We start from the raw sequence: 24,833 nt of genomic DNA on the forward strand, positions 1-24,833 counted from the left end.
GAACAGTTTATGTCTGGCGGCCATAGCGGTGTGGCACCACCTGAATCCATTCCGAACTCAGTAGTGAAACGCACCAGCGCCGATGGTAGTGTGGGGTTTCCCCATGTGAGAGTAGGACACCGCCAGACTTCAAATAAATAATCCCTCGTGCGAAAGCACGGGGGATTTTTTATTTTATGGCCAGTGGCCTACGTAGCCTGCCGCTACCGCGGCAGGACATCGACATCACCCGCCGCCTCCCCGATCTCTGATCACCGAACACTGAAAAACCTCGAACATCGCGGAATTCCTGTTGCAATAGCAACAGGCTACGGCATAGCAACAGGCTACGGTATAACCGCATCACGGAATTCCCGTGCGGTAGCCTGCCGCTACCGCGGCAGGACATCGACATCACCTCCCGCTTCCCCGATCTCTGATCACCGAACACCGAAAACCTCGAACATCACGGAATTCCTGTTGCAATAGCAACAGGTTACGGCATAGCAACAGGCTACGGCTGGATCGCGGCCCTGTGCGGTAGCCTGCCGCTACCGCGGCAGGACATCGACATCACCTCCTGCTACCCCGATCTCTGATCACCGAACACCGGAAAACCCCAAACACCGCGGAATTCCCGTTGCAATAGCAACGGGCTACAGCATAGCAACGGGCTACGTCTACGACGATGGTCTTGTTGGGCTAGAATATAAACTTTAACTATGCTTATATTCGTATGAAGTCCTAGGGGAGAGTGATCATGACCAAACGTAATGCAATAACTGTCGCTATTTTGGGTTCACTGCTGGCACTGCCCAGCTTCGCGCAAGAAGCCCAACAAGACCAAGATAAAAAAAATGTCGATGAAAAAATTCAGGTGGTGGGTTCGCGCTTGTCGATGCGTACCGCGACCGATGGCGCCGCACCGGTCGATATTATCAGCGCTGAAGATCTGTTAAAAACCGGTATCACCGAAACGGCTAAAGCGTTGCAATTTGCTGTACCGAGCTTTAATTTTCCACAATCTTCCATTACCGACGGTTCCGATGCCGTGCGCCCTGCTTCATTGCGCGGTCTATCGCCTGACCACACATTAGTACTAGTAAACGGTAAGCGCCGGCATAAATCCGCATTAATTCACTTAAACGGTACGACAGGGCGCGGTAGCTCGAACGTTGACTTGAATGCCATACCGATGTCTGCGATTAAACGCATCGAAGTGCTGCGCGACGGAGCGGCAGCATTGTATGGCTCCGACGCGATTGCCGGGGTTATCAACATTGTACTTAAAGACAATGCTGATGGTGGCATGATCACTGCGACTGGTGGACAAACCTATGAAGGTGACGGTGAACAGTGGAAGCTGTCGGGTTCGACCGGTATCGCCGTTGGCGATGGCGGCGCCCTGACACTTTCTGCAGAGCTACACCATAAAAATCGTACCAACCGCGCAGGCCCTGATCCGCGGCAACAATACCCATTATTGGACAACGGCGATCCCGACCCACGGGAGGCGACGTTCGACCGCTACAGCTTCCATGTGGGAGACGCTGAATATGATAATGCCGCATTGTTTGCCAATTACGAACAAGCGTTGGGCAACGGCACGTTATATGCTTTTGGCGGCGTCAGCGACCGTACCTCGAAATCAGGCGCCTTTTATCGTCGCGCGCTGCAAGACGGTAACCTGACAGAAATTTATCCAGACGGCTTCTTGCCCATATTAGCGCCGGACGTCAATGACTACTCGGGCTACGTTGGTTATAAGTGGATGGTTGGCGAATGGACCTTGGATTTGAGTGGTGGCATGGGACAAAGTAAGTTCCAGTACAACGTAGAGCATTCGTTGAATGCGTCCTTAGGCCCGGACGCAACGCCAACCGAATTTGATGCGGGTACACTGATTAATACCGAGACCAATGCCACCTTTGATGTGTCACGGTTTGTACCGTTTTACAATAATTCTGACTTGTCGGTCGCGTTTGGAATAAGCTATCGCCGTGCGAATTATCAAATAGAGGCTGGCGAGGAAGCGTCATACATAAATGGTGGTTATCAAGATCGCCCGGGCGGTAGCCAAGGCTTCACTGGCTTTACGCCAGAGAGCGAGGTCGACCAATCGCGCAACAATACCGGTCTCTATGTTGAGTTGGAAAACCAACTGACAATGGACTTTATGTGGGGCGCAGCGGTGCGCTACGAAAACTATTCTGACTTTGGTAGCAATACCAGTTGGAAGTTAAGCGGACGCTACGACTTGACCGATCGGTTCTCGATTCGCGCGACAGCGAATACCGGTTTCCGAGCGCCAAGTGTGCAGCAGTTATACTTTACCAATATTTCTACGCTGTTCGTTGACCGTGGCGATGGCTTAGTGCCAGAACAGTCGGGTACGTTCAATAACATCAGCGATGTTGCGCAGAGTCTAGGTATTGGCGAGCTTCAACCGGAAGAATCACAAAGCTACAGTTTGGGCTTTGTTTGGAATGGCTATAACGGTTTAGCCGTTACCGTAGATGCATACCACATTGCGATTGATGACCGGATTATTCTCTCTGGCGACGTTTCGCCCGAAGACTCACCGGTGGTGGCCGACGCGCTAGAAGGCACCACAGCGCAGAACGCCCGATTCTTTGTTAATGCCGTAGATACCACAACGCAAGGGGTGGATGTCGTGGTTGCTAAGACGTTTGACCTAGGCAGCAATGGCGATCTGAAAACGCAGCTCGCCTACGGTTACAACGATACCGAAATTGATGCGATTCACTTGCCTCAGCTATTGGATGGTCTCGAAAGCCAATTATTCGACCGGACCGAACAAGTACGGATGACGGACTCTACGCCCGAAAGTAGCGCGTCGTTAGGCTTTACCCATAGTATTGGCGCGTGGACATCGACGCTGCAGCTAAGTTACTTCGGTAAATACACCATCGACTATAGCTCAGGTGCCGAAACCTACGGTCCAGATTGGTTAACTGATATTAGCGTAGGATATCAGGTGAACGATGCTTGGCAGGTGAAAGCTGGGGTGCAGAACTTGTTTGATCAGTACCCGGATGAGCGTGGTGAGAATAACCAGTTTAATGGCATTTTTAAGTATCCACTGACTAACTCACCGATTGGGTTTAACGGGGGTTATTACTTTGCTGAAGTGACTTATCAGTTCTAAATAGCAAGTTTAACCAACAGTTAGCGAAAGCCGCCATATTTTGGCGGCTTTTCTTTTTGTTTATTGGTTTCGGCATTGCATAAAAGCGACAAAATTCATATAACCAACTGAATTAAAAGGATAATTTTAGTTTGGCACGATAAATGGAAGTGTACATCCGAGACATTTATTCTGTAGGAGATAGTCACATGGGTACATTTTCACGTTTAACCGATATTATTAATGCCAACTTGAATGCATTGATGGATAAAGCGGAAGATCCAAAAAAATTGCTGCGCTTGCTAGTGCAGGAAATGGAAGAAACATTGGTTGAATTGCGGGGCCAAGCTGCACGTTGCATTGCTGAGAAAAAGCAACTTCAACGGAAAATTAGCCAGGCACAAACCGCGGCTAAAGATTGGGAAGCGAAAGCGGAACAAGCGTTAGATCATGAGCGCGATGACCTTGCTAAAAAAGCCTTACAAGAAAAAGTAGCGGCTGAGCAAAGTGTTCAACCTTTGCAGGACGAATTAGCGCGTTTAGATGGCTTGTTGACGCAAATGGACGGAGATATCAGTAAATTGGCTGACAAGATTTCCGAAGCCCGCAGTCGTCAACAGGAAGTTGAACGTCGCCATGACACGGCGCAAGTACGGTTAACCGCAAAACGCCAGTATCAGCGTCAAGCGGTAGAACAAGCACTGCAAAAGTTTGACCGTTACGAACAAAAAGTTGAAGCGCTGGAAGCGGATGTCGAGTCAATGGATTTAGGCAACAGCTCGCGTGCAAGCTCACTCCGTGCTGAATTTGACCAGTTACAAGCTGAGTCGAGTGTTGAACAGGCCTTGCAGGCGTTAAAAGAACGTCGTGCCAGTGCCTAGGAGGGTCAGGTAATGAGACAGCAACATAAAATATGGTGGGTTGTTGCCGGAATCGTCATAGCGCTGTTTTTCGGCAAGGAAATCCTAGGTGCGCTCGGTCATGTAGTGGGTTCTATTATTGAACTGAGTGTCGCTGGATTGGTAGGCTTAGCGGTCGTCGGTATCGTCTTCTTTGTTACCATGACCGTGTTCGGTAGTGTACTGATTGCTTTGGCGGCAGGGTTTGTCACGTTGTTGCTAACAGGCATCGGGTTGTTCTGGCCACTACTACTTTGCGTCGGAATTCTGTATCTGATGCTTAGAAAAAAACCACGAAGCGTGTAAACTGGAACCATACAGTCTAAAACTTCGGAACGTTTATGAGTAAATCTCGTATTTGGCTGGTAGCGCTCGCAATGCTACCAGCCCTTTGTTTTGCAGACACCGGCAAAATTTCAATAAAAAACCCGTGGGCAAGGGAAACACTTCCTGCGACCACCACGGGTGTGATTTATCTTACATTAGAAAACCACAGTGAGCAGGCCATTGCTATCGAGGCAGTATCAACCCCCGTTGCCAAAAAGGCCGAGGTACACAAACATGCGATGGTGAACGGGATGATGTCGATGGAGAAAGTCGACCACCTACAAATTGCTGCAGGAACGTCGGCAATATTTAAGCCTGGCTCGTTGCATTTGATGCTATTTGATATTAAGCAACCGTTAAAAGTTGGCCAATCGGTGTCGGTTGCTATCCAATTGGATAATGGTCAGACGCTGAGCTTTGATGCGCCTGTGAAGCCCATCGTTAAACGATAAGTGAATGTCATGAAAAAAATCAGTTGGCGATGGATTACCATCGCTGTAGCAGTCATCGTTGTTGCACTCACCTTTACCGGTTGGTTACTCGATAAAGAGCCGGATACCTTTTCGGTTAAAGCGCGCGTTGAACAAGATTTGCAGCAACAGCAGCTAACCTACGTTACCGGCTATGCGACGACCACAAGCTTAATCAATGTGCTGGAAACCATGTTGAATAAGCGCGGCGGGTATCTCAGTAATGATGTCTTACCGCCAATGATTTTTATGGATAACATGCCAGCCTGGGAATACGGGGTATTAGAAATGTCTCGTGACCTCGCTCTGGTAATGCGCAACGATTTTAGCCGCTCGCAGTCACAATCTACCCAGAACCCATTGCTGACCAAAGCCCAGCCTGCACTCAATATCGACAATACCAGTTGGATTGCGCCGACCGCTGAAGATGAATACCAAAGTGCGATTGAAGCGTTGCAGGAATATCGCCTGGCGTTGGCCGATCCGAACGATTACAGCGCCCAATTTTACAGCCGCGCGGATAACTTAAGAAGCTGGTTAGCAGAAGTTGAGAAGCGCTTAGGCTCATTGTCGCAGCGGCTTAGTGCCAGTGTTGCCCGAGTCCAAGTGAATACCGATTTAGCCGGCGATAGCCAAGCTAAGCAGTCTACTAAGAGCCCAGCGCTCAGTGTCCAGCAAACGTCGTGGTGGCAGATCGATAACGTTTTTTACGAGTCGCGCGGCGCCGCGTGGGCGTTGCTCCACTTTTTAAAAGGGGTAGAAATCGATTTTGCTGACGTGCTAGAAGATAAAAACGCATTGGTCAGTTTACGGCAAATTATTCGCGAGCTGGAAGCCACCCAGGCGACAGTCTGGAGTCCGATGGTGTTAAACGGTTCGGGCTTTGGTATGTTGGCTAACCATTCGTTGGTGATGGCAAATTATCTATCTCGTGCCAACGCCGCAGTGATTGATTTACGCAGTTTGTTATCGCAGGGATAACGTTGATATTAAGGGTATGTAATGAATAAAAAGCAACTTGGATTAGTGGTCGCATTAATGCCAGCGATGATGGTAGGTTCGGCTCAGGCCGATACAGTATTCGGGGTTTATTTCGATGCGAAGTATTGGCAGTACGATACAGACGGTAATATTGGCAGTGGTTCTGACCAAGCAACGTTTGATTTTGATCAAGAGCAACGAGCTATTCTGAGCATCGCACTTGAACATCCAATTCCGCTGTTGCCCAACCTGAAAATTCGCCAGTCTGTGCAGAAAAGCACGGGCAGTACTACCCTGACATCAAACTTCACCTACGATGGCCGCACCTACCTCGCCGGTTCTACAATTGGCGCAGACCTAGATTTTAGCCATACCGACTTCACCCTTTATTACGAAATTTTAGACAACGATGTGGTGTCGTTTGATATTGGCGTCAGCGGCCAAAAGTACGATGGTTATGCGACCGTCATCGACCAAAACGGTAACCGCAATGAGTTGGCATTTAATGGTGTCATTCCAACAGGTTACTTGGCAGCACAAATTGGTATTCCGGGAACAGGCTTTAATTTTTATGGTGAAGGCTATTTACTCTCCATCGATGACAGTTCTTTGCGCGATATCGATGCAGGCATTGAATACCGTTTTATCGAAAACGTAGCGGCAGACGTCAGCTTACAAGTCGGTTATCGAACCATGAAAGTGGAGCTCGACGATCTTGATGGATTGTATAGCGATATAAGCTTCAAAGGGCCTTACATCGGACTGAAAGGGCACTTTTAATGCTTTGGATAATCAGTTTAGTGGCTGTTGCGTTGTTTTCACCAAGCGCTTTGGCCCATAGTGGTTCTACCGATGGTGGCTTCTTAGCGGGTATCCAGCATCCAGTGCTGGGTCCCGACCATCTGCTCGCCATGCTGTCGGTTGGTATAGTCAGCGCCATGATGGGTGGCCGTGCAATTTGGACAGTCCCGCTGACATTCGTCGTGTTTATGATTGTGGGTGGCCTGCTTGGCATGGAACGCTTATATTTTCCTGGTGTCGAGCTAGGGATTGCGATAAGTGTAATCCTATTAGGTGCTGCCATCGCTTTTGATCGTGGCTTATCGGTGACGTGGGTGATGGCCTTTGTTGCGCTGTTCGGGATTGTCCATGGTCATGCTCACGGTTATGAAATGCCGGCTTTGGCGAAACCTTGGACCTATGCGCTTGGCTTTACTGTCGGCACCGCTGGCATTCACATTGCTGGCGTTTTTATCGCGCTGCCTGCGACCCGTCATGTCGGTTACCGTAACGGCTTGAGAGTCGTCGGTGCTGCCATCGTGGCCGCTGGGGTTTACTTCTTAATTTAGTCTTATCAAGATTTTTCCTTGCTGATTGACGATTATCTAAGCTAAATTGTTAAGACGCTGTATGTAGGCTCTATTGTGGAGCCTACAATCTGTTGGGAAATCTTGATGCACAGTAGCGATGACGAACCGCTGTTCTTCGATGATTCCATTGAAGAACCGGAACAAGAAGTCAGCGAAGGCGCTTGGACGTTGTTGATTGTCGACGACGACAAAGAAATTCACGCCGTGACCAAAATGGCCCTGTCCGGGGTCAATATCGCCGGAAAGCGTTTAGAATTTGCGCACGCCTACAGTGGCGCAGAAGCGCTAGATTATCTGCGCGAGCACGATGATGTAGCGCTGGTATTGCTGGATGTCGTGATGGAAACTGACGACGCTGGCTTGCAAGTCGCTAAGGCCATTCGAGAAGAATTAAAAAATGATGAATTACGCATCGTATTGCGGACTGGCCAGCCTGGCTATGCGCCGGAAGAGAGCGTGGTCAAAAATTACGATATTAACGATTACAAAACCAAAACCGAATTGACTCGCAGTCGGTTGCTGACAACGGTATTTTCTTCTATTCGCTCTTACCAACAACTGCGCACAATCAACGAAAACCGTCGGGGCTTACGAAAAATCATTCACTCCGCCTCTAACCTGATGGAACGGCATTCGATCATTAATTTCTCTGAGGGCGTGGTCACACAGATAGCCTCGCTACTTGGTATTCATGCGGAAGGCGTGGTCGGTGCACGTGTCGAGAGTGAAAAAGACGTGATGGTGCTTGGGGCTGCCGGCCATTATGCCAAAAGTATCCATCAGCCCCTATCGAGTGTGGGCTCGAAGGCGGTTGAGTCATTAATACGCCGTTGTTTATCTGAGCGGCGACACATATATGCCAATGACGCTACAGTGTTTTTTATTGATGCGCAGCATCATCAGGCGGCTGCCTTTATTGAAACTCAGCGGTCTATCGAAAGCTATGACCAAGAGTTAATAGAAGTATTCTTGGCGAATATCGCCATCGGCTTTGAAAACGCGAACCTTTTTGAAGATCTGCGCACAGCCGCGTATCTCGATACGCTTACCAGCATTCCTAACCGTACGGAAATGATCAAGATGCTCGATTCGCTGAGCGAGGAGCAGCAGCAACGTTGTGTCGCCATGGTGGTTGATATCGATCATTTTTCCGATGTTAACGATGGCTTAGGACAAGACGTTGGTAACGAGCTATTGCGTTCGGTGGCGCGCCGCTTACGCAGTCAGTTACCCGATGAAGTCTTTGTCTCCCGTGCGGGTGCAGATGTGTTTGGTTTGATCGGTGCTGAAACGTTACTCACTGCAGAGGTTATTGAAAGTATTTTTGAGAGCCCATTCCAGGCTGGCGAACACTTTATTCCGCTTCGAGTCTCTTGCGGTGTGACGCGTTGCGCATGTAATCAAGTTGAACAAAATGTTGGCAAAGAACTGTTAAAACAAAGCTATATTGCGTTAAAGCGTGCCAAGTTGAACTCGTTAGAAAGGGTTGCGAGCTACCACCCCAGCATGGAAGAGGAAACCCAACGGCGGCTAGACCTCGTGCGCTACTTACGGCGCGACTTTTCGGAGCGTAGGCTTGAAGTCTGGTACCAACCTCAGGTGAGTTTAGACAATGGCGAAATTATTGGTGCGGAGGCGCTTTTGCGCTGGCCACAAGCCGATGGTAGCTTTATTTCGCCGGCCGAATTTATCCCGGTTGCCGAGTACACTGGCCTTATTGTAGAAATTGGCGAGTGGGTGTTAGAGCAAGCCTGCGAAGAGCTGCGCCGCTTCGACGAACTGGGCTTACCCGAACTGCGCATCGCGGTTAACGTGTCGGTGCCGCAATTTAGGAAACGAGACTTCCCCGAGGTGGTCGAACGCGTATTGCAAAAACAGGGTATTGATCCGTGCCGGCTAGAGCTCGAGATCACTGAAAGCATCGTGATGGATGATCCTGGCATGGTGGTTAACATTCTCAATCGGCTAAAAGAGCAAGGTGTGAGAGTTGCCATTGATGACTTTGGAGTGGGTTTTTCTTCGCTCAGTTATCTGCAACAGCTGCCATTAGATCGGCTGAAAATCGACCGTACTTTTGTCAACAATGCTGCCACAGATAGTGGGCGAGTGATCATCGAAACCATCGTCAACATGGGACATCGACTTGGCATGAGCTTGTTAGCTGAAGGTATTGAAGAGCCACATCAGGCGAAGTACTTCGCGGAGCTTGGATGTGCCGAAGCGCAGGGCTACTTTTATGCTAAGCCAATGAATGCTGAGGCGTTGACGGATCTATTGAAAGCGCGAGCAAAGAACCGTCAACGGCAGCAAGTGAGTGGTCACTGATACGCACTCACTGAGGTTGCGTCCATTTTATATCCCACCACTGCAAGGTCACCTTCAACCCGCTCAACGTGAAGGGTCCCTTCTACCCACACTGCATCGTAGGTATTTTCGTAGGGTACACCCTCTGGAAACTCAACCTGAATAATTTGATTGGGTGGCGGTGGCGGCACATGAATACAAGCGCCAAAGTAAGGCACTAGCAAGAACTCTGTCACTGCATCCGCGTTGCCTTCAAGCTGCACTACATAGCCGGGAATTCTCACCGTTTGCCCATCTAACGCCTCAACCACTGGTGCATCCAAGTTTGCTTGGTGCGCCATTTCTGGGTTTTTATCATAAAACGATTGTGGCTTAACTGGAGGCGGAGTAAAGCCTTCAGGTACCAGATCTTTCCAGGTTAGGGTTTTGCCATCAGCCAACGCAACTGCGCTAAAAAGGTAGGCTGTAGCGGCCAATAACGACAATAGATACTTCATAATTTCACCGTAAGTCCATCCGCCAAAGATTGGCGGTAAGCCCGCCAGGCTGGCAGTAAGCTTAACACAAAGCCTGCCACAACAACGATGGCTATTCGCCACCATTCGGCGTTACTGGGCCAATGAATGCTGAGGATGACGCCGAAGTAGTGCTGAATGACGCCGTTAAGGCTGAGTTGCAGCAAGTAAATTAATGCAACGCCTGCTGCTGTGCCAACCAGTGTGAGTAAAAATGCTTCAGCAAGAAGCAAGCCGAATACCGTACCGGGACCAGCTCCCAAGGCGCGTAAAATCGCCATTTCTCGGCGCCGCTCGCGTAAGCTTGCCAACAATGATGTCAACATTCCCAGTAACCCTGTGAGCACCACCATAAAGGACACAATGGTTAACGCTTGCTCGAATAAGCGTAAGGTTTTCCATAGCTGTTGCAGGGTTAAGCCGGGAAGCAACGCTGTCAGCGGTTCACCTCGTTGGGTATTAATTTCGCGCTGTAAACGTAGTGCCAGTGGTTTCACTTTTAAGCCAATAAACGCCGCGCTGATCGATTCAGTCGGTGGCCCAGAAAAGGCACTGAGTAATTTGTCTTGATGCTGTTGGTGCTCCGCCTCGGCCTCATGGTGTGCGCCATGAATCTGTTCTAAGCCGCGTAGTGGAATATAAATGGCTTCGTCTACAGGAGTGCCGGTTGGCGCCAGAATGCCCGCCACAGTAAAGGGGTGGTCACCGTGTTCGGTAAAGCTAATCCCTCCACTGCCATGCGCAACAATGAGCGCATCACCCAGTTTTTTATCCAGCTTGGCAGCAGCATTGCTCCCTAATACCGCGCCAGTCACATGAGTAAACACTTGGCCCTGACGAAGATTCAGTGATTGGTGCTCGCCATAATGAAAGTGTTGAAAGAACGCCTGGGTTGTTGCCACAACCGGCATTCCACCCACGCTATCTCCGAGTGATACCGGAATTGACCATTTAACCTCGCGACGTTGGCTGAGGTCTTGGTAGCTCTTCCAGCTCATATTGTTGGTCATCGCGCCGATGTGAAATACCGAGGCCATTAACAGTTGCACGTCTCCGGTACGTGCTCCAACGATCAAGTCGGTGCCCGACACAGTATTGGCAAAATGGCTTTGTACTTGGTCACGCACGCGTTCTACAGCAAGGAGTAAGGCCACGCTAATAGCAATCACTGCAATGGTCAAAATGGCCGTAGTACGGCGGCTTCTGAGGCTAGCTAGAGCGAGTTGAATCATTTCGCTAGCTCCTCTGTTGTGGCTACTTGGTTAATCTGTGCGAGCTCCACATGCTGGTCAAAGTGGGTCGCAAGGCTCGGATCGTGTGAGACAAATAACACGGTGGTATTGTGCTCCGACGCCATTTCCAATAACACATCCAAGAACGCATCACGACGCTGAGTATCTAGAGCAGAAGTGGGTTCATCGGCAATGATCAATGGCGGATTTCCCAATAAAGCGCGCGCTACGGCCACTCTCTGCTGTTGACCGACACTTAAGTTGCCAGCAGGGCTTTGTTGCTGGGCAGCCGTTAAGCCTAAACGGCTGAGTAACTGCTGTGCTTGCGCGTGCGCTTTACCCTGTAGTTGCTGGCGTCGGGCTTTAGAGAAACGTGCAATTAGCACCACGTTGTCGAATGCAGTCAGGTACGGCAGTAAATTGAATTGCTGAAAGATATAACCCATATGGTTGGCGCGCACTATATCGCGTTGGTGGCTGCTGAGTTGGGTTAGATTTTGCCCTTCAACTACAACGCTGCCTTGCTGTGGTGTTTGTACACCAGAGAGTAACGATAATAAGGTCGATTTTCCTGAGCCACTGGCGCCACGCAGCAAAATTCTTGCGCCACGGTCAACGTGCCACTCGGGAATATCTAAGGTTAACGGTTGTTGCGGCCATGCAAATTTTACGTCGGATAACGCAATACTTCTTGAAGCGTTCATTGAGAAGGTGTCCACTTTCGCTGGCTAGGGGTGAGCAACGTTTCACCATCTTGCCAATCGACTGCTAACTGGGTCAAGCGCGGCAGGTAATCAAACAGATGAACTGTCCAAGAGTTACGATACAACGCGGCTGGCTGTTGGCAACTGAAACGCCATGTCCCCTTAGTCACAACCGCTTCCTGCGAGAACCGTGGTTGCGGCTGTTGGTGTTGGTGGGCTGGCGCGCCGTCTGGATGCATGTGATAACTGGTATTCGGTAGCCCTTCCACGTTAACTGATCGCAACTGGCAATCAGCTGCTTTGGGTAGCTGTATCCAATCGAAAGGGCGCTTCAGCCGAATACGGGCTTTCGCCACTGCGCGAGCCTGGCTCATATCGTGCGGTTTGCTGGCGCCAAACAGCAATACGTTAGAGCCTTCGAAATGCAGCGCTAATTGCTGCTGTTGCAGAGTCACCGTGAGTGTCGGCGTTCGGTCCTGCGGTAACAGGTCACAACTGGCTAAAAAAAACGCCGCGAGGCTAATGAATAACCCGCGGCGCTTATGCAAGAGACTGTTCATTGTTGCGCTTACGCTTTCTTCGCGCGCTCGAATGAACTGGTGATTTCTTCTTTGGCGGCTGCGGCATCGCCCCAACCATCCACTTTCACCCATTTGCCTTTTTCCAGCTCTTTGTAGCGCTCGAAGAAGTGGGTAATTTGGGCGCGCAGTAATTCTGGTAAGTCATTAACATCGTTAATGTGGTCGTATTCTTTGGTCAGCTTGCTTACCGGAACCGCAACCACTTTGGCATCTTCGCCTGACTCATCAGTCATTTTCAATACACCCACCGGGCGACACTTAATGACTGAGCCTGGTTGTAATGGATACGGCGTAGGAACCAGCACGTCCACTGGGTCGCCATCTAAAGACAAGGTTTCATTAACGAAACCGTAGTTGCACGGATAAAACATTGGGGTCGACATAAAGCGGTCAACCCATAAGGTGCCGGTATCTTTATCGACTTCGTATTTAATCGGATCGGCGTTAGCTGGGATCTCGATGATAACGTTAACTTCTTCAGGCAGGTTTTTACCTGCAGGTACACTTCCTAAGCTCATAATGTTTTCCTGATGCGAACAGTAAAAATATTAACCCATTATATAGTTTTGCTGCGCGGCTGCGAACCCCAAATTAAAACGGCTTCGGGTGGTTTGCGTGATATGCCATGCAGCTCTCAACTTCTTCTTTAGAACCCAATACCACACCAACACGTTGGTGAATATCGGTCGGCTGAATGGTCATAATCGGATCGTAGCCATCGGTGGCTAAACCATCGGCTTTTTCTACCAGCATTGCCATCGGATTGGCTTCATACAGCAAGCGTAATTTGAACGGTTTATTCGGTTTACGTTTATCCCAAGGATAAGTAAATAAACCTCCACGACTTAAGACCCGATGAACATCGCCGACCATGGCGGCAATCCAGCGCATGTTAAAGTTTTTTTCGCGAGGCCCCTCTTTACCTGCCAACAAGTCACTAATGTACTCATGCATGGCCGTTGACCAATGGCGCTTATTCGACATGTTGATTGCAAACTCTTGGGTTTGGTGGGGGATCTTTACTTCGGGTTTGGTCAGTAAAAATTCGCCAACGGTTTGGTCAAGCGTATACATTCTGACGCTTTGCCCAGTAGTCAGCACTAACATTGTTGATGGCCCATAAAGCACGTAGCCGGCAGCAACTTGGTTTTTGCCGGGTTGTAGGAACATTTCTTCACCTTCGATGCCCGCTGGACGCGGTAACACCGAAAAAATGGTGCCGACTAGGCCATTAATGTCGATATTGGAGCTGCCATCAAGCGGGTCGAAAGCAATTAAGTACTCGCCGCGCTGGTCGCCAACGACAATACTGTCTTCCTCTTCAGACGCCACTGCATGCACGTATTGGCACTCGAGCAGTAAGTCTTTCAGTAGTTGGTTTGCGACAACGTCGAGCTTTTTCTGCGTTTCGCCTTGGATATTTTCATCAAGGGTTGACCCTAATACGCCCGCCATCGCCCCTTGGTGCAGACGAAAGGCAATTTCTTTGGCTGCCGTTTGCACAGTGTTCAGCACAGAAATTAATGACTCCTCGCAAGCATCGGCGCGGAGAGTCGGGATCAATCGTTTCATGACGGCCTCATCATGTTGTTGGTGTTCGGAGCATGTTGACGGGGCGTAAGTTTACCGCAAATCTACGGAAAATGCCTGCCCTGTTGCACGGGGTTTGATAAACTGGTTTTTTTATTCACGAACAAGTACTTGCCATGCATATTCACATTGTTGGTATTTGCGGCACTTTTATGGGCGGCGTTGCCGCGCTGGCGCAACAGTTAGGGCACAAAGTCACGGGCTCTGACCAACACGTTTACCCGCCAATGAGTACCCAACTCGAAGCGTTGGGCATTGAACTGCAGCAAGGTTTCAGTGCCGAGAATTTAACCCCAACACCCGATTTAGTGGTTATTGGAAACGCTCTCAGCCGCGGCAACCCAGAAGTTGAAGCGGTATTAAGGCGACGTTTGCCTTATCAATCGGGAGCGGCTTGGTTGCACGATCATATACTCACCCAGCGCTGGGTGATCGCGGTGGCGGGAACCCATGGTAAAACCACCACGGCTAGTATGGTGGCGTGGATCTTGGAATATGCCGGATTACAGCCAGGTTATTTGATCGGTGGCGTGCCGGGCAACTTTGATACCAGTGCTAGGCTAGGAGCAGAGCCGTTTTTTGTCATTGAAGCAGACGAATACGATACCGCCTTCTTCGATAAGCGTTCCAAATTTGTGCATTATCAGCCATCGACGCTAGTGATCAATAATCTAGAATTCGACCACGCCGATATTTTTGCCGATTTAGCGGCCATTCAAAAACAATTTGCGCATTTGCTCCGTATTGTTCCTGACAATGGCCAAGTGATTATCCCCGCCGCTACAGACAGTATTGAACAGGTGTTGCAACAAGGCTGTTGGTCGCCCGTGCTGCGTTTTGCCAGCCAAGAGATTGCTGCCGATTGGCATATCCTCGCCGAAGATGCTGCAGCGAGCCGTCTGTGCGTTAAGCAAAACGCTATCGAGCGTGGCCGCTTTAGCTGGGAATTGTTGGGTGAACACAATCAGCAGAATGCGATTGCGGCGATTTTGGCTGCACGCCATGCTGGCGTTGACGTTGCCACTGCCTGCGAAGCCTTGGCAAAATTTGTGAGCCCAAAACGGCGGCTAGAAAAGCGCGGCGAGGTAGCGGGAGTAACGGTGTTTGATGATTTTGCCCATCACCCGACCGCGATTCGAACCACCCTGAGCGGGGTTCAGGCTACCCAGCGTTACAAGCGGGTAGTGGCTGTGTTAGAGCCGCGCTCTAACACGATGAAACTGGGGGTTCACGGCAATGCGTTAGAGCAGGCATTGCAACAGGCCGATGCGGTCTTTGTGTTGCAGCCCGAGCAGATTGCTTGGTCGCTGCAACAACAGTTACCCAAAGCGCATGTCGCACATTCGGTCGCCGAATTAGTCCAAGCCATCGTCGGCTATGCGGCACCAGGCGATGCCATCGTGGTCATGAGTAATGGTAGTTTTGATGGTATTCATGAACGCTTATTAAGCAACCTGCGTAAGGACAAAGGATGAAACAACGACAGATTACCGTTGCGATTACTGGCGCCTCGGGTGCCCCTTATGCGCTACGTTTGATACAATGCCTGTTGGCTCAGGGTTGCCAAGTGTTGGTGATGGTTTCAAGTGCCGCGCAAGTGGTGTTAAAAACCGAACAACAACTGTCCTTATCGGCTTCGCCGGAGCAAATGAATCAACAATTATGTGATTACTTTTCTGTCGATGCCGAACAGTTAAAGGTGTTTGGTCGCCAAGATTGGTTTTCACCAGTGGCGTCAGGCTCGTCAGCACCGAAACAAATGGTGGTCTGCCCCTGTTCCACCAGCACATTGGCAGCGCTCGCTACGGGCGCAAGCAATACGCTCATCGAGCGTGCTGGCGATGTCATCTTAAAGGAGCGCGGACAACTGATTTTGGTTCCCCGCGAAGCGCCGTTATCAGCGATTCATTTAGAACATATGTTAAAGCTTAGCCAATTGGGCGCCACCATTATGCCGGCGGCGCCGGGTTTTTATCATCAACCGAAAAGTATTGATGATCTTATCGATTTTATGGTCGCACGGTTACTAGACCACTTGGGCTTGGAGCAAACGCTGGTGCCTCGGTGGGGCTATGGAAAGGAGCATAAGTAATAGTTATGAATGCACTGGAAATTAGTGGACTGGAAAAGGTATACAAAGGCGGTTTTAAAGCCTTAAAGGGTATCGACTTCAGCGTAAAGGAGGGCGACTTCTTTGCCTTGCTGGGGCCGAATGGTGCCGGCAAATCGACCACCATTGGGGTGATTTCATCACTGGTGAATAAAACCGCCGGTAGTGTGAAAGTATTTGGCTACGACCTCGATACTCAGTTAATGGAATTAAAACGGCAAATCGGATTGGTCCCACAAGAGTTTAACTTCAACCAGTTCGAAACTGTGCGCCAGATTGTGGTGAACCAAGCTGGGTATTATGGGGTGCCGCGGGAGCTAGCTCACCAGCGAGCGGAAAAGTACCTTACCCAACTCGGTTTATGGGAAAAGCGCGACGAGCCGGCACGTTCGCTGTCGGGCGGGATGAAGCGACGGTTGATGATTGCGCGTGCGCTTTTGCACGAACCACGTTTGTTAATCTTAGACGAACCGACAGCCGGTGTAGACATCGAACTGCGCCGTTCGATGTGGGATTACCTGACGCGCCTGAATAAAGAAGGTATCACTATTATTCTGACGACCCACTATTTAGAAGAAGCAGAAATGCTTTGTCGCAATATCGGCATTATTGACGCGGGGCAAATCATCGAGAACACCTCAATGAAGCGCTTGTTGGCAACCTTGAGCCAAGAAACCTTCATTTTGGATGTGGAAGCAAGCGACAAACAACCGAGCTTGGAAGGTTTTGCGACACGCTGGACTGATGAGCATACCGTGGAAGTGGATGTGGATAAAAACGCGGGTCTGAATGGCGTATTCGAGCAGTTATCAGCTCATGGTATTAAAGTGTTGTCGATGCGTAACAAGGCCAACCGCTTAGAAGAGTTATTCGTGAATTTAGTGGAGAAAGGGCGTCAGCAAGGTACAGGGGGAGCGGCATGAATCAGTCGACCAGTTTAATTGCACTAAAAACCATCTGGATTAAAGAGTGCACGCGGTTCTTGCGAATTTGGGTGCAAACTCTGGTGCCACCTGCGATAACGATGACGCTGTACTTTGTCATTTTCGGTAGCATCGTGGGCGAGCGGATTGGACAAATGAGCGGCGTGACCTACATGGAGTTCATTGTGCCTGGTTTGATCATGATGTCGGTGATTACCAATTCGTACTCAAATGTTGCATCGTCATTTTTTAGTGCTAAGTTCCAACGCAACATCGAAGAGATGCTCGTGTCGCCGGTATCGACACCAGTGATCATCGCTGGCTATATTGGTGGTGGTATGGCGCGAGCGATGATCGTCGCTGTGATCGTCACCGCGGTATCATTTTTCTTTGTCGACAACGTCCACCTTGAGCATCCTTTGTACGTTGTGCTTACTGTCATTCTTACTTCGACACTGTTTTCTCTGGGCGGCTTAGCAAATGCGGTATTTGCTAAAACCTTTGACGATATTTCCATTGTTCCAACGTTCGTGCTGACGCCGTTAACCTATCTCGGTGGGGTATTCTATTCGGTCAGTTTGCTACCGGATTTCTGGCAGGGCGTATCGATGGCAAACCCTATCCTGTATATGGTTAATGGCTTTCGCTATGGCTTTTTAGGTCAAGCTGATGTGCCGATCGGTGTTGCGATGGCGGTCTTGATTGGTTTTAATATTGCATTTTTTGTGCTGGTTTACCGGTTGCTCAGTAAAGGTGTAGGTATTCGTTCGTGAGCTTTATTGCCCGTGCCGTTACCACCAATCAAACCGGCAACCATGAAGATTTGATGAAGCATGTCGAGCGGCAAGCTCGCTCGACCTTTAAAAAGCCTATTCAACAACACAACCAAGCGGCATTTGATGAGATTAATGCGCGTGTTGCAGAAAGCGACAAGCCATTGATTTTGGATTCCTGTTGTGGCGTGGGAGAGAGCACTGCGTGGTTGGCGCAACAATACCCACAGGCGTTAGTGGTGGGAGTGGACAAGTCTGCTCATAGGTTAGCGCGTCATGGTGCCTACCAAGGTCAGTCGCAAGGGCACAACTACTGGTTAGTACGCGCTGATCTTATTGATTTCTGGCGCTTGGCGGCCGCAGCAGGATGGCGTTTAGAAAAGCACTATTTGTTGTATCCCAACCCCTATCCCAAAGCGTCTCAGTTATCACGCCGTTGGCATGCGAGTCCGGTGTGGAAGTCGTTGTGGCAACTTGGCGGGGAGTTAGTGATGCGCTCCAACTGGGTGACTTATTTGACGGAAGTTGCAGAATCGCTAACCTTAATCGAATGTCAGGCGCAGATTGCACCGCTATTACGGTCACACCAAGCAATGACGCCGTTCGAACGCAAATATCAGCGTTCGCAACAGCAGCTATGGCAGCTTCGCGCGCAATTACCAGAGGAAGTGCGATTTGAGTAAAACGCCACAATATGCCGAGGTCAATCAAGAGTCGTTGTACCGGATTTTTACCATCCCGGAAGCGCCAGACTCCACCTTGGGTCGCATTGAAAAGCATTTGTCAGAGAATTTGATGGGCTTTTTGGGTGAACATATCGTCGCTCGAGAAAAGCCACTGCAAGCGATCGAACAGGATTTTCAAGGCGCAACGGTGCCAGAAGATCCACAGTTCGTCTCTGACCATACCGAGTTTCTGCTGGATAAGTTAGTCGCTCATTCGGTACATACAGCGTCGCCGCGGTTTATTGGCCACATGACCTCTGCGCTGCCGTATTTTCTGCTGCCGCTAGCAAAATTGATGGTTGGCTTAAACCAGAACTTGGTCAAGATAGAAACCTCGAAAGCGTTTACTCCGCTTGAGCGCAATGTCATTGGTATGCTGCATCACTTGGTTTATCAGCGCGATGGGGATTTTTATCGACGCTGGATGCACAGTGCACAACACTCCTTAGGGGCGTTTTGTTCGGGCGGCACGGTGGCCAATATCACCGCACTTTGGGTCGCCCGGAACCAGCTACTCAAGCCAACCAATGGCTTTGCAGGCATTGCCGCTGATGGTCTAGCTGCTGGACTTCAACACTATGGTTATCAGCGGCTGACGGTAATGGTTTCCGAGCGCGGTCATTATTCGTTAGCAAAAGCCGCCGATGTGTTGGGTATCGGTCGTAAAAACCTCATTGCGGTGCCTACTGATCATAATAACCGTGTGCAAATTGCTGCATTACGGGAAAAGTGTCAGCAGGTGGAAGCCGACGGTGGCAAGGTGATGGCCATTATTGGTGTTGCCGGAACCACAGAAACCGGCCATATTGACCCACTCGAAGAGATGGCGGAAGTCGCACAACAAGTGAATGCTCACTTCCATGTGGATGCCGCTTGGGGCGGGGCAACACTGATGTCATCGCGGCACCGTCAACTGTTAGCGGGTATTGAGTTGGCCGACAGCGTAACCATTGATGCGCACAAGCAAATGTATGTACCAATGGGGGCGGGTTTAGTGCTTTTCAAAGACCCGTCAGCGGTACGCGCCATCGAACACCACGCCGAATATATTATTCGCCATGGCTCCAAAGACTTAGGAGCACACACCATGGAAGGATCGCGTTCAGGTATGGCGATGATGGTGTTTTCGGCATTGCACGTGATCGGTCGTCGGGGCTATGAGTTATTGATTGATAACAGCATAGAGAAAGCACACTACTTTGCTGATCTCATTCGTCAGCAAGATGATTTTGAAGTGATCACTGATCCTGAGTTGTGTCTGTTAACCTACCGCTATGTGCCTGAGCCGGTGAAACATGTGCTAGAGCAAGGAAATGCCGAGCATATAAAACGGCTAACACCACATTTGAATGCGCTAACCCGCTATATTCAAAAACGACAGCGGGAAGATGGACAATCGTTTGTGTCGCGTACCAAGCTCACACCGCATCAGTACCACAGCGAGCCCACCGTGGTTTTTCGGGTGGTATTGGCTAACCCGTTAACTACCGAAGCGATGCTTGCAGACGTACTCGCTGAGCAGCGCAAAATTGCTAGCCGCGCAACCAGTTTGTTGGGCGCGTTGTATACCGAAATGCGTGAGTTAGGTTAGGCGCGAGCCACGACGATATTATCGATCAGCCGCGTTTTACCAAGGAATGCGGCAATTAAGATCACCCAGCGCTCGGCAGCATCAACGCTTGGCGCTGACAAATCTCTGGCGTTGCGAATACTGACATAATCAGGCTTGAGTCCGCACTGCTGCAAGGCTTCCCGGGCTTGTTGCTCATAAGCCGAAAAATCTGTGCCACCGCTTTGCAAAGTCGCTGCCAAGGTTTTTAAGGTCTGATAGATAACGCTTGCTTGCTGGCGCTCGGCATCACTCAAGTAGCCGTTTCGCGAGCTCATGGCTAAGCCGCTAGCTAAACGTTGAGTCGGCACGCCAATAATCTCGACCGGCAATGAGAGATCCGCGGTCATTAAGCGAATCACTTGTAATTGCTGAAAGTCTTTTTGGCCAAACACTGCAACGTCTGGTTGCACCATATTAAACAACTTACAGACAATCGTGGCGACACCGGTAAAATGTCCTGGCCGGCTAGCGCCACAAAGGATGTCAGAAATCCCCGGGACTTCGACCCGAGTTTGTTGACCAAGACCCCGCGGATAGACGTCATCCACGGTCGGTGTGAAAACCGCATCCACGCCCAAACTCGCAAGCTTTTCGCAGTCTTCAGTAAGGGTGCGAGGGTAACTATCGAGGTCTTCGTTGGCACCAAACTGCATCGGATTTACGAAAATACTCACCACCACTCGCTCGGCATTTTGCTGAGCATGCTTAACGAGGGCTAAATGACCGTCATGGAGGTTACCCATGGTTGGGACCAATGCCACGCGTTCAGCGCTTGGAAGATTGCGGCGCCATTGGCGCATATGGTTTAGATCTTGAAGTTGCTGCATAGGATTAACGATAGCTATGTTCGGGAGCCGGGAACTGGCCTTGCTGGACCTCATCACGGAAGGCAATGATGGCGTTGCGTAACGAACCTTGGCCCGCTAAAAAGTCTTTGGTGAATTTGGGCAAGTAATCGCTATTAAGCCCAAGCATGTCGTGCATTACCAAAATTTGACCATCGGTGTCTGCACCCGCACCAATACCAATGGTGGGAATACTCAAGGCCTCACTAATCCGTTTACCTAAGCTGGCTGGAATGCATTCCAGTACTAACAATTGCGCACCGGCTTGTTCTAGTTTTTGTGCTTGTGCCAAGGTCGCGTCCGCTTGCGCTTGCTCTTTAGCTTGCACTTTATAGCCGCCGAGGACATTCACCGACTGTGGTAATAATCCCAAGTGAGCACATACTGGGACACCACGGGTGACTAATCCTTGGATGGTGTGTTCCAGCCATTCACCGCCTTCTAATTTGACCATGTTGGCGCCGGCTTGCATTAACCGTGCGGCATTTTGGTAAGCCTGCTCTGGCTGGCTATAGCTCATAAAAGGTAGGTCGGCTACCACGAATCCAGCAGGCGCACCGCGGCGCACCGCTTCGGTGTGATAGCAGATATCGTCCACGCTAACCGGAATGGTGGAATCGCGGCCTTGGACCACATTACCCAGCGAGTCACCCACCAGCATAAAGTCGATACCACACTCAATAAACAGCTTGGCGAAGCTGGCATCATATGCGGTTAGCGAGGTGATTTTTTTTCCCTCGGCCTTCATCTTTTGTAGCGTCGCGATGGTGGTTGCCATTACTGACTCTCCTGTAGTCGTTGAGCAATCTCTGCTGCCGAGATTAGCATATTTAGCTGATAGTCAGGAACTGTCGAGGTAAATGCTTGTAGCGCTTTGCCATTAGGCAAGCGGGCTTGTGGCGCAATTTCTAACAGCGGCAAGAGGGCGAAATCGCGTTCGGTTAGGCCGATGTGCGGAATATTCAAGCGCGGATGCCGCAATACGATTGCGTCACTCAAAAGTATATCTAGGTCTAGTGTCCGCTCGCCCCAGCGCCGGTCGCGGACGCGCCCTTGTTGTTGTTCGATGTGCTGTAACTGCTGCAATAAAGCGAAGGGTGCTAAGGTGGATGCCACTGCGGCAACGGCATTGATATAATCGGGCTGATCCTGCGGCCCCATCGGCGCACTTTGGTAAAAACCTGAGTGCGCTAAAAGGCGGCTATCTGGAAGCTGTTTTATCGCCTGAAGTGCTTGCAGTAACTGGTGTTCTGGGTGCTGCTGATTACTTCCTAAGCCGATGTAGTAATTAGTCATTACGCGCCGGGGACGAAGAGTTCTGTGAACGCGGCTTACGTCGTCGATTACTGCGGCGACGTCCTTGATTACTGGGTTTCGCCGCAGATTGAGGCTGATTTTGCCATTCCGTCCAACGTTGCGCGGCTTGTTGCAACAACTGTTGTTCATCACCCGTAGCGATATCCGCGCGCAATAATAAGAAATCGTAGGCAGCACGGAAGCGGCCATGCTCCAGTACCGAGCGAACTCGGGCTCCGCCTTTGGTACGTTCCATACGCTGCTGTAAGTGCCAAATATCACGTGCTGGCATACTAAACCGTTTAGGGATAGCGATAGACTGTGCTTGTTTACCAACCACATCTGCGGCTGCGATATTGAGTGCATCAACGGGTGGTAAGCCCCCTTCTGCCATCAATTGTTGTTGACGTGCCTGCAACGGATACCAGAGCAGTACTGCAACAAGATAAGCTGGGGTGACGCGTTGATCGTTATTGACGCGTTTATCGGTATCGGCAAACGAGCGACGAATCAGTTGGAAGCTTTCACTGTCAGGATTCTTGATGTATTGCTTGAGCATTGGGAACAGCATTTGGAACAAGCCAAACTCACTGAGCTGTTCAAAGTTTGCTGCCGCTTTACCGGCCATGAATAATTTCAAGAACTCTTCAAACAAGCGCGCTGGCGGTATGTGACCTAACAAGTCTGCTAACCGTGGAATCGGTTCGGCAACCTGAGGCGTCAATTTCATATTAAGTTTCGTGGCGAAGCGAATAGCGCGCAGCATTCTCACCGGATCTTCACGATAACGTTGCTCGGCGTCGCCAATTAATCGCAACTGGCCAGCCTCAATGTCTTTCACACCGTCGGCAAAATCATAGATCGCGAAGTCAGCGATGTTGTAATACAGGGCGTTAACAGTAAAGTCACGACGCTCGGCGTCTTCTTCAATATCGCCATAGACGTTATCGCGAAGTAACATGCCCTTATCATTTTGCTGGGCAATTTTGTCGCTGCTGTCGGGGCTATCGTGGTGGCCGCGGAAGGTAGCGACTTCGATAATTTCTTTTCCAAATACCACATGTGCTAGGCGAAAGCGGCGGCCAATCAAGCGGCAATTGCCAAATAGACGTTTAATTTGCTCTGGCGTTGCGTTAGTGACGACATCAAAATCTTTAGGCTGGATGCCAAGCAGTAAGTCACGCACACAACCGCCAACTAGATAGGCGTCATAGCCACTATTATGCAAACGATATAATACCTTGACCGCGTTTTTGCTTAACGCACTGCGAGAAATAGGATGTTGATCACGCGGAATAATAATCGGCTCGGCGAGGACGCGGCCTGCGGTTGTCGTTTTTTCCGAGGTAAAGGCACGTTTCGCAAGTGCTTTTAGGCGCTTAATAATGGTCGTTCTCCAGAGTGTTTCTGCTGCCTGCTCCAGCAGCCGTCGATGGCGCTATTGTAGCGCGCATCGAGCGGAACTGGAATGGGGTTTACTGGGTTGTAACCTCAGTCACGGTAATTGGCATGGGCTGCAGTGTTTTCAGATTGCCAAAAGTGACGGGTTGTTCTGGCGTTAAGGCAATTTTCACTGCATTTTCGCCCGTGAAAAAGCCAACGATGGCTTTTGACTCTTGCTCGTCGACTTGGCTGAAAGAGCCCAGCATTTGTATCGTGTTAGCCGCTAGAAGTTTTTTAAACTGGGTTTCTTCGATGTTCTGCTGTTGGCTGATCAACGAGCTGTAAAATGGAATAAATTTTTCATCAGATAAGGTGACTTCAAACTGTTCAATAACAGCATCCTGCATTGCAGTTTTCAGTTCATCCACTAGCGCCTTAGTTTGTTCTGGCGTGAGCTGATTTTGTGATTGCTGCTTAGATTGCTGCACCATTTGTTGCAGCTTTTGCATAAAAGCTTCAGCCTGACTTAAGCGAATATCGAGCTGTAACTGGCCGTAATCTTTCATGTCGTAATTGAGGTCTACGTCAAACACGCCTGGTTGTTTATCAAACTCAACGTCGGCGCTTACGTCCAGCGCCATGGGTTCAACAAAGGCTTTGAGGTTAGGCGGTAACAGGCTCATGAATTTGCCGTCAACGCTAATTCCCTTAACGCTTGCTGAAGACTGTTCTGGTAATTCGTCGAAGTTAAAATTGTGGTTAACGACTTGCTTTACCGCAATGCTGATATCAGGCTGGCTTAGTTTTAACGAGATGTTGCTCACACTCCATTGCCAGGCCAGCAAATCTACATCGATTTCACCGTAGCTTAAGGTTGCTCCCGCCGGCAATTGTTGTTTGCTCAGTTGCAACTGCTGTTCAATTTTCCCTTCGAGATAGTGGTCTGCTAATGCCGCTCCACCTAAAACAATAACGACAGCGGCGACAATAGCGATAATAACTTTTTTCATAACAATCCTTGTTTAATAAATAGGCGATTTGTAATTTTTGTTGAATAGATCTGACG

25 protein-coding genes and 1 rRNA gene are annotated in these 24,833 nt (G+C 49.9%); 15 read left to right on the forward strand and 11 right to left on the reverse strand.

All coding sequences use genetic code 11. The features are described from left to right. Window positions 1–12 precede the first annotated feature (12 nt). The 9 genes from rrf to CWI84_RS03435 all read left to right on the forward strand — a co-directional run bounded on the left by rrf (window position 13) and on the right by CWI84_RS03435 (window position 9,499). A 5S ribosomal RNA gene (rrf, locus tag CWI84_RS03395) occupies window positions 13–128 on the forward strand. Window positions 129–739: 611 nt separating this feature from the next. After that, complete coding sequence (locus CWI84_RS03400; RefSeq protein ID WP_126841180.1) at window positions 740–3,148, forward strand: TonB-dependent receptor plug domain-containing protein; 2,409 nt, start codon at window positions 740–742, stop codon at window positions 3,146–3,148. A gap of 188 nt (window positions 3,149–3,336) precedes the next feature. Beyond that, the gene (gene pspA, locus CWI84_RS03405; RefSeq protein WP_126841181.1) at window positions 3,337–4,008 is read left to right on the forward strand and encodes a phage shock protein PspA; all 672 of its coding nucleotides are present in this window, start codon (window positions 3,337–3,339) and stop codon (window positions 4,006–4,008) included. Window positions 4,009–4,020: 12 nt separating this feature from the next. Then, window positions 4,021–4,332: a hypothetical protein gene (locus tag CWI84_RS03410; RefSeq protein ID WP_126841182.1), complete on the forward strand. Its 312-nt coding sequence runs from the start codon at window positions 4,021–4,023 to the stop codon at window positions 4,330–4,332. A gap of 35 nt (window positions 4,333–4,367) precedes the next feature. Then, window positions 4,368–4,805, forward strand: a complete 438-nt coding sequence (locus tag CWI84_RS03415) for a copper chaperone PCu(A)C (protein WP_126841183.1) — start codon at window positions 4,368–4,370, stop codon at window positions 4,803–4,805. Between the two features lie 9 nt (window positions 4,806–4,814). After that, entirely contained in the window at window positions 4,815–5,804 is a 990-nt protein-coding gene (locus CWI84_RS03420; RefSeq protein WP_126841184.1) for a DUF2333 family protein, read from the forward strand. Between the two features lie 21 nt (window positions 5,805–5,825). Further along, window positions 5,826–6,584 (forward strand): TIGR04219 family outer membrane beta-barrel protein, encoded by a 759-nt coding sequence (locus tag CWI84_RS03425; RefSeq protein WP_126841185.1) that lies wholly within the window; start codon window positions 5,826–5,828, stop codon window positions 6,582–6,584. Next, window positions 6,584–7,153, forward strand: coding sequence for a HupE/UreJ family protein (locus CWI84_RS03430; protein WP_126841186.1), 570 nt, complete (start codon window positions 6,584–6,586; stop codon window positions 7,151–7,153). The genes CWI84_RS03425 and CWI84_RS03430 overlap by 1 nt, the downstream gene beginning before the upstream one ends. 105 nt (window positions 7,154–7,258) lie before the next feature. Further along, entirely contained in the window at window positions 7,259–9,499 is a 2,241-nt protein-coding gene (locus CWI84_RS03435) for a putative bifunctional diguanylate cyclase/phosphodiesterase (protein ID WP_126841187.1), read from the forward strand. Here CWI84_RS03435 and CWI84_RS03440 read toward each other — a convergent pair. The 6 genes from CWI84_RS03440 to CWI84_RS03465 all read right to left on the reverse strand — a co-directional run bounded on the left by CWI84_RS03440 (window position 9,493) and on the right by CWI84_RS03465 (window position 14,082). Further along, the gene (locus tag CWI84_RS03440) at window positions 9,493–9,975 is read right to left on the reverse strand and encodes a DUF3299 domain-containing protein (protein ID WP_126841188.1); all 483 of its coding nucleotides are present in this window, start codon (window positions 9,973–9,975) and stop codon (window positions 9,493–9,495) included. The two genes, CWI84_RS03435 and CWI84_RS03440, sit on opposite strands and share 7 nt — an antisense overlap. Next, a complete protein-coding gene (locus CWI84_RS03445; protein WP_126841189.1) occupies window positions 9,972–11,225 on the reverse strand; it encodes an ABC transporter permease in 1,254 nt (417 codons plus the stop codon). The genes CWI84_RS03440 and CWI84_RS03445 overlap by 4 nt, the downstream gene beginning before the upstream one ends. Then, a complete protein-coding gene (locus CWI84_RS03450; protein WP_126841190.1) occupies window positions 11,222–11,929 on the reverse strand; it encodes an ABC transporter ATP-binding protein in 708 nt (235 codons plus the stop codon). The genes CWI84_RS03445 and CWI84_RS03450 overlap by 4 nt, the downstream gene beginning before the upstream one ends. After that, entirely contained in the window at window positions 11,926–12,489 is a 564-nt protein-coding gene (locus tag CWI84_RS03455) for a ZrgA family zinc uptake protein (protein ID WP_157980990.1), read from the reverse strand. The genes CWI84_RS03450 and CWI84_RS03455 overlap by 4 nt, the downstream gene beginning before the upstream one ends. An 8-nt stretch (window positions 12,490–12,497) precedes the next feature. Next, window positions 12,498–13,028: an inorganic diphosphatase gene (ppa, locus tag CWI84_RS03460; protein ID WP_126841192.1), complete on the reverse strand. Its 531-nt coding sequence runs from the start codon at window positions 13,026–13,028 to the stop codon at window positions 12,498–12,500. A 73-nt stretch (window positions 13,029–13,101) separates the two neighbouring features. Further along, window positions 13,102–14,082, reverse strand: coding sequence for a class 1 fructose-bisphosphatase (locus CWI84_RS03465; RefSeq protein WP_126841193.1), 981 nt, complete (start codon window positions 14,080–14,082; stop codon window positions 13,102–13,104). A gap of 134 nt (window positions 14,083–14,216) precedes the next feature. Between CWI84_RS03465 and mpl the strand changes: the two genes are divergently transcribed. The 6 genes from mpl to panP are packed head-to-tail and all read left to right on the forward strand — an operon-like array spanning window position 14,217 to window position 20,222. Further along, on the forward strand, window positions 14,217–15,575 hold the full coding sequence (mpl, locus tag CWI84_RS03470; protein WP_126841194.1) for a UDP-N-acetylmuramate:L-alanyl-gamma-D-glutamyl-meso-diaminopimelate ligase: 1,359 nt from the start codon (window positions 14,217–14,219) through the stop codon (window positions 15,573–15,575). After that, on the forward strand, window positions 15,572–16,192 hold the full coding sequence (locus tag CWI84_RS03475; protein WP_126841195.1) for a flavin prenyltransferase UbiX: 621 nt from the start codon (window positions 15,572–15,574) through the stop codon (window positions 16,190–16,192). The genes mpl and CWI84_RS03475 overlap by 4 nt, the downstream gene beginning before the upstream one ends. Before the next feature lie 5 nt (window positions 16,193–16,197). After that, complete coding sequence (locus tag CWI84_RS03480) at window positions 16,198–17,133, forward strand: ABC transporter ATP-binding protein (protein ID WP_126841196.1); 936 nt, start codon at window positions 16,198–16,200, stop codon at window positions 17,131–17,133. Further along, window positions 17,130–17,906, forward strand: a complete 777-nt coding sequence (locus tag CWI84_RS03485) for an ABC transporter permease (RefSeq protein ID WP_126841197.1) — start codon at window positions 17,130–17,132, stop codon at window positions 17,904–17,906. The genes CWI84_RS03480 and CWI84_RS03485 overlap by 4 nt, the downstream gene beginning before the upstream one ends. Beyond that, window positions 17,903–18,589, forward strand: coding sequence for an SAM-dependent methyltransferase (gene trmB / locus CWI84_RS03490; RefSeq protein ID WP_241968719.1), 687 nt, complete (start codon window positions 17,903–17,905; stop codon window positions 18,587–18,589). Before CWI84_RS03485 ends, trmB begins: the two co-directional genes overlap by 4 nt. Beyond that, window positions 18,582–20,222 carry a pyridoxal-dependent aspartate 1-decarboxylase PanP gene (gene panP / locus CWI84_RS03495; RefSeq protein ID WP_126841198.1) on the forward strand — a complete coding sequence of 547 codons (1,641 nt, stop codon included), beginning with the start codon at window positions 18,582–18,584 and terminating at the stop codon, window positions 20,220–20,222. Before trmB ends, panP begins: the two co-directional genes overlap by 8 nt. Here the strand turns inward: panP and panC are convergent. From panC to CWI84_RS03520, 5 genes are all read right to left on the reverse strand, one after another. Further along, window positions 20,219–21,070 (reverse strand): pantoate--beta-alanine ligase, encoded by an 852-nt coding sequence (panC, locus tag CWI84_RS03500; RefSeq protein WP_126841199.1) that lies wholly within the window; start codon window positions 21,068–21,070, stop codon window positions 20,219–20,221. The two genes, panP and panC, sit on opposite strands and share 4 nt — an antisense overlap. A 4-nt stretch (window positions 21,071–21,074) precedes the next feature. Beyond that, window positions 21,075–21,866, reverse strand: coding sequence for a 3-methyl-2-oxobutanoate hydroxymethyltransferase (panB, locus tag CWI84_RS03505; protein ID WP_126841200.1), 792 nt, complete (start codon window positions 21,864–21,866; stop codon window positions 21,075–21,077). Then, a complete protein-coding gene (gene folK / locus CWI84_RS03510; RefSeq protein ID WP_126841201.1) occupies window positions 21,866–22,384 on the reverse strand; it encodes a 2-amino-4-hydroxy-6-hydroxymethyldihydropteridine diphosphokinase in 519 nt (172 codons plus the stop codon). Before folK ends, panB begins: the two co-directional genes overlap by 1 nt. Beyond that, window positions 22,377–23,771 carry a polynucleotide adenylyltransferase PcnB gene (gene pcnB, locus CWI84_RS03515; protein WP_420843705.1) on the reverse strand — a complete coding sequence of 465 codons (1,395 nt, stop codon included), beginning with the start codon at window positions 23,769–23,771 and terminating at the stop codon, window positions 22,377–22,379. The genes folK and pcnB overlap by 8 nt, the downstream gene beginning before the upstream one ends. A gap of 88 nt (window positions 23,772–23,859) precedes the next feature. Further along, window positions 23,860–24,777, reverse strand: coding sequence for a hypothetical protein (locus CWI84_RS03520; RefSeq protein ID WP_126841203.1), 918 nt, complete (start codon window positions 24,775–24,777; stop codon window positions 23,860–23,862). Window positions 24,778–24,833: the final 56 nt, after the last annotated feature.

Source organism: Idiomarina tyrosinivorans, assembly GCF_003987475.1.
GTDB lineage: Bacteria > Pseudomonadota > Gammaproteobacteria > Enterobacterales > Alteromonadaceae > Idiomarina > Idiomarina tyrosinivorans.

What these genes read in the sequence shown, in the direction of transcription:
- CWI84_RS03400 (WP_126841180.1), top strand. Translation starts at nt 740, where the DNA reads ATGACCAAACGTAATGCAATAACTGTCGCTATTTTGGGTTCACTGCTG.
- pspA (WP_126841181.1), top strand. Translation starts at nt 3,337, where the DNA reads ATGGGTACATTTTCACGTTTAACCGATATTATTAATGCCAACTTGAAT.
- CWI84_RS03410 (WP_126841182.1), top strand. Translation starts at nt 4,021, where the DNA reads ATGAGACAGCAACATAAAATATGGTGGGTTGTTGCCGGAATCGTCATA.
- CWI84_RS03415 (WP_126841183.1), top strand. Translation starts at nt 4,368, where the DNA reads ATGAGTAAATCTCGTATTTGGCTGGTAGCGCTCGCAATGCTACCAGCC.
- CWI84_RS03420 (WP_126841184.1), top strand. Translation starts at nt 4,815, where the DNA reads ATGAAAAAAATCAGTTGGCGATGGATTACCATCGCTGTAGCAGTCATC.
- CWI84_RS03425 (WP_126841185.1), top strand. Translation starts at nt 5,826, where the DNA reads ATGAATAAAAAGCAACTTGGATTAGTGGTCGCATTAATGCCAGCGATG.
- CWI84_RS03430 (WP_126841186.1), top strand. Translation starts at nt 6,584, where the DNA reads ATGCTTTGGATAATCAGTTTAGTGGCTGTTGCGTTGTTTTCACCAAGC.
- CWI84_RS03435 (WP_126841187.1), top strand. Translation starts at nt 7,259, where the DNA reads ATGCACAGTAGCGATGACGAACCGCTGTTCTTCGATGATTCCATTGAA.
- CWI84_RS03440 (WP_126841188.1), bottom strand. Translation starts at nt 9,975, where the DNA reads ATGAAGTATCTATTGTCGTTATTGGCCGCTACAGCCTACCTTTTTAGC.
- CWI84_RS03445 (WP_126841189.1), bottom strand. Translation starts at nt 11,225, where the DNA reads ATGATTCAACTCGCTCTAGCTAGCCTCAGAAGCCGCCGTACTACGGCC.
- CWI84_RS03450 (WP_126841190.1), bottom strand. Translation starts at nt 11,929, where the DNA reads ATGAACGCTTCAAGAAGTATTGCGTTATCCGACGTAAAATTTGCATGG.
- CWI84_RS03455 (WP_157980990.1), bottom strand. Translation starts at nt 12,489, where the DNA reads ATGAACAGTCTCTTGCATAAGCGCCGCGGGTTATTCATTAGCCTCGCG.
- ppa (WP_126841192.1), bottom strand. Translation starts at nt 13,028, where the DNA reads ATGAGCTTAGGAAGTGTACCTGCAGGTAAAAACCTGCCTGAAGAAGTT.
- CWI84_RS03465 (WP_126841193.1), bottom strand. Translation starts at nt 14,082, where the DNA reads ATGAAACGATTGATCCCGACTCTCCGCGCCGATGCTTGCGAGGAGTCA.
- mpl (WP_126841194.1), top strand. Translation starts at nt 14,217, where the DNA reads ATGCATATTCACATTGTTGGTATTTGCGGCACTTTTATGGGCGGCGTT.
- CWI84_RS03475 (WP_126841195.1), top strand. Translation starts at nt 15,572, where the DNA reads ATGAAACAACGACAGATTACCGTTGCGATTACTGGCGCCTCGGGTGCC.
- CWI84_RS03480 (WP_126841196.1), top strand. Translation starts at nt 16,198, where the DNA reads ATGAATGCACTGGAAATTAGTGGACTGGAAAAGGTATACAAAGGCGGT.
- CWI84_RS03485 (WP_126841197.1), top strand. Translation starts at nt 17,130, where the DNA reads ATGAATCAGTCGACCAGTTTAATTGCACTAAAAACCATCTGGATTAAA.
- panC (WP_126841199.1), bottom strand. Translation starts at nt 21,070, where the DNA reads ATGCAGCAACTTCAAGATCTAAACCATATGCGCCAATGGCGCCGCAAT.
- panB (WP_126841200.1), bottom strand. Translation starts at nt 21,866, where the DNA reads ATGGCAACCACCATCGCGACGCTACAAAAGATGAAGGCCGAGGGAAAA.
- folK (WP_126841201.1), bottom strand. Translation starts at nt 22,384, where the DNA reads ATGACTAATTACTACATCGGCTTAGGAAGTAATCAGCAGCACCCAGAA.
- CWI84_RS03520 (WP_126841203.1), bottom strand. Translation starts at nt 24,777, where the DNA reads ATGAAAAAAGTTATTATCGCTATTGTCGCCGCTGTCGTTATTGTTTTA.